A 3,065-nucleotide genomic window follows, 5' to 3' on the forward strand; every position below is an offset into this window, starting at 1 on the left:
ATTTTTGGGGAAATTTCAACAAGTTGTTTTCCGTGTTACGATGGAGTAACGTAAATAAAGGAGTGCATATCATTATTTATTAAACTTTTTTAAAAGTACTTCCTTGTGTTCTCATTCCTCTCTCTAGTGGGATGCAAGACTGATGATGAGTCTGTTGAACTTCATACTAAATCAAAGACTGATCTTTCATCCAAATCGATAAGCGGATTAGTGAATGGTGGTTATAACAAAGATTTTGGATTATCCAAACTCCCTAAGCGTTATGAAAAAATTGATCAGATCATTGATAATTATGAATTACCTGCAGAAGGCCGGTTGGAAAGGAATGATAAAACTACAGGGAAAGATTTATATCATCAAGAATATATTACCTACAAGAATGGCTATACTTTTTCAAAAAACTCGAAAAAATTCGTCAGCAGAGTAACAAAAGGTGAACACAAGCATACAGTTCCCACTAAAGGTCAATACTTGGGAATTATGCTAGGGATAGTTTCGAAGTTGATCGGATAAAGATGCAATCGCGTATGAGAATGGTTATGTAATCGATGAAGGATCGAAAGTCCTCCTTTATAAAAACTATGACAATCATCAAATATTTGAACCGATAGGGACACAAGTATTAAGTTTGTTTATGGCATCAGTAGCAAGAGGCATGGGGGATTTCGAGACGATTCAAGGACTACACGTAGATTCCATTGAGGAGATAACTTCTGGCGATCGAGAGTTTATGAAGAGATATTGCCGTACTTACGACTCGGACAGCAAAACCGGGAAGGGCTGGGATTTACTGCAGGAAGAAATAGAGAAGGTAGATGGGGATTTTGAATACATCGAGCCATTTACAAAAAATTACGATTCGCTACAAAGTTGGGTTGATGAAACGAAGGAATACTTAAACACCGCATCTTCCTACTCGATGGAAAACTGGGAAAAAGCTTATCAAGGGTATATCAAAGCTACATCGAATGTTAAAAAAATGAATGATACCATTCTGATGGTGTTGAAAAAATTGAGACTAAATCGCTTTGATAAAGCTGTAGAAACTTTTCCTTAGTCCTTAGACTGAAGTTTTTAATCCATATGAGGCTGTACGGATTTTGCTAAATAATCATCATCATATTGACCCTCATCTATACGATCCAAGTAAGGAAGCAAGCAATCAAGGACTTGATTATCTAAATAATCAAGTCCTTTTCTTTTTATGACTCGGAAGCAAAAAGGAAGGTCCAAATATCTCAGGATAATGTATCGGTGTCCAGAATGAACAAATGTGCAATAAATCATGATCTCGCTTTGTGCAGGGTAATATCTGGATCCACCCATGCCATCTCTTCTATAGATCATCAATTTTAGACCTCCCTTTCATTATTATTTATTCGATTTAAAGCTGTAATCATTATACATGATTTAGAAGGGAAATTATAAAATAATGGTTTAATTTTTCCATATGAAATTTTTTTCATCTTATTGGTTCATATACAACATGCATTTGTGATACAATTCTTAATTATTAATCTCTTTAGTCAATTGATGGGTGGGTTACATATGAAGGTTGTTAAATTCGGAGGCAGCTCAGTCGCAGATGCTGGCCAAATCAATAAAATTACGGATATCATTGAATCTGATCCAAGTAGAAAAGTAATTGTCGTTTCAGCACCTGGGAAACGGTACAGTGGAGATACAAAAGTCACAGACTTACTGATCAGTTTAGGTGAATCGGTAGCGCAGAAAAAAGATTATGAAGAATCCTATGGGATAATTTCTGACAGGTTTCAGTCGATGATTGCTGAACTTGGACTTTCTAATGATGTATGGAATCAAATAAAAGCAAAAATTGATGCTTCCATTGCGCTTATTCAAAAGGGAGACAAGCAAGGAATGGATGCTCTGAAGTCTTGCGGTGAAGATGGATCTGCATTAATAGTTAGTGCTTACATTCAATATAAAGGAGTGCCTGCTTCGTATGTGAATCCTAAAGAAGCTGGAATCCTTGTCAGAGATCAGCCAGGCGGGGCTATAGTTTTAGATGAAAGTTTCGAAAAACTTTATCAATTGAGAAACCGAGAAGAAATTCTCGTCATTCCTGGCTTTTTCGGATTTACACCTGAAGATGAGCTCGTAACATTTTCCAGAGGTGGATCTGATATTACCGGTTCGATCGTTGCCGCAGGACTGAAAGCTGAACTATATGAAAATTTCACAGATGTAGATTCGGTCTATTGTGTAAATCCAATGATTGTTGAAAATCCTAAACAGCTAACTTCTTTAACTTACAGAGAAATGCGCGAACTTTCTTATGCAGGATTTTCAGTATTTCATGATGAAGCTTTAATTCCTGCATTCAAAGAAAAAATTCCTGTATGTATCAAAAATACAAATAATCCTTCTGCCCCCGGGACTATGATCGTTGCTGAGCTCCCAGAAAGGGATGGAGATGTCGTTGGTATTGCGAGTGATACCGGGTTTCTAAACTTATATGTAAGTAAATATTTAATGAACCGTGAGATCGGGTTCGGTCGGCGATTACTTCAAATCCTCGAGGATGAAGGCGTTTCTTTTGAACATGCTCCATCTGGAATTGATGACATGTCTGTGGTCCTAAGAGAAAACCAACTGCCTAAAGTGAAGGAAGAGATCGTGGTTCAACGAATTAAAGATGAGTTGGAAGTGGACATGGTATTAATTGAAAGAGAAATGGCCATGATTATGATCGTAGGGGAAGGTATGAATCAGTCAGTAGGTATTGCGAGCAGTGCAGCCAGCGCATTTAGAAAAGCTAAAGTAAATATAGAAATGATTAACCAAGGATCGTCAGAGGTTTCCATGATGTTTGGGGTGAAATCACAAAATCTCTCAGCAGCGGTCCAATCGTTATATTCTACATTTTTTGAATAGAGTATGTTAAAAAGCTAGTGTGATTATTTAGTTAGGTTATTTCACAAATGCAAAAATACACTGAAGGTTATTCAGTATAAGTGCAGGATTGCGGAAGACTTGATTCCGAGATAACCGGGGTTCATTGCCGTGAAAGAGTCAGGATTGGCTGGGAAGCAGCTCGTCCA

4 protein-coding genes are annotated in these 3,065 nt (G+C 37.3%); 3 read left to right on the plus strand and 1 reads right to left on the minus strand.

Annotated elements, in window-relative coordinates; translation table 11 throughout:
• The first annotated feature begins 210 nt into the window (after positions 1-210).
• Both LD39_RS19795 and LD39_RS19800 read left to right on the plus strand, forming a co-directional pair.
• Complete coding sequence (locus LD39_RS19795) at positions 211-513, plus strand: hypothetical protein (RefSeq protein ID WP_156112696.1); 303 nt, start codon at positions 211-213, stop codon at positions 511-513.
• A 142-nt stretch (positions 514-655) separates the two neighbouring features.
• Positions 656-1,057: a hypothetical protein gene (locus tag LD39_RS19800; protein ID WP_035552465.1), complete on the plus strand. Its 402-nt coding sequence runs from the start codon at positions 656-658 to the stop codon at positions 1,055-1,057.
• Between the two features lie 17 nt (positions 1,058-1,074).
• Here LD39_RS19800 and LD39_RS19805 read toward each other — a convergent pair whose 3' ends face one another.
• Positions 1,075-1,347, minus strand: coding sequence for a hypothetical protein (locus LD39_RS19805; RefSeq protein ID WP_035552467.1), 273 nt, complete (start codon positions 1,345-1,347; stop codon positions 1,075-1,077).
• Between the two features lie 201 nt (positions 1,348-1,548).
• On the opposite strand from LD39_RS19805, the gene LD39_RS19810 reads away from it, so the two are divergent.
• Entirely contained in the window at positions 1,549-2,898 is a 1,350-nt protein-coding gene (locus LD39_RS19810) for an aspartate kinase (protein ID WP_035552470.1), read from the plus strand.
• Positions 2,899-3,065 lie beyond the last annotated feature (167 nt).

The organism is Halobacillus sp. BBL2006 (genome assembly GCF_000786645.1).
Taxonomy (GTDB): Bacteria; Bacillota; Bacilli; order Bacillales; family Halobacillaceae; genus Halobacillus.

What these genes read in the sequence shown, in the direction of transcription:
- LD39_RS19805 (WP_035552467.1), bottom strand. Translation starts at nt 1,347, where the DNA reads ATGATCTATAGAAGAGATGGCATGGGTGGATCCAGATATTACCCTGCA.
- LD39_RS19810 (WP_035552470.1), top strand. Translation starts at nt 1,549, where the DNA reads ATGAAGGTTGTTAAATTCGGAGGCAGCTCAGTCGCAGATGCTGGCCAA.
- LD39_RS19800 (WP_035552465.1), top strand. Translation starts at nt 656, where the DNA reads ATGGGGGATTTCGAGACGATTCAAGGACTACACGTAGATTCCATTGAG.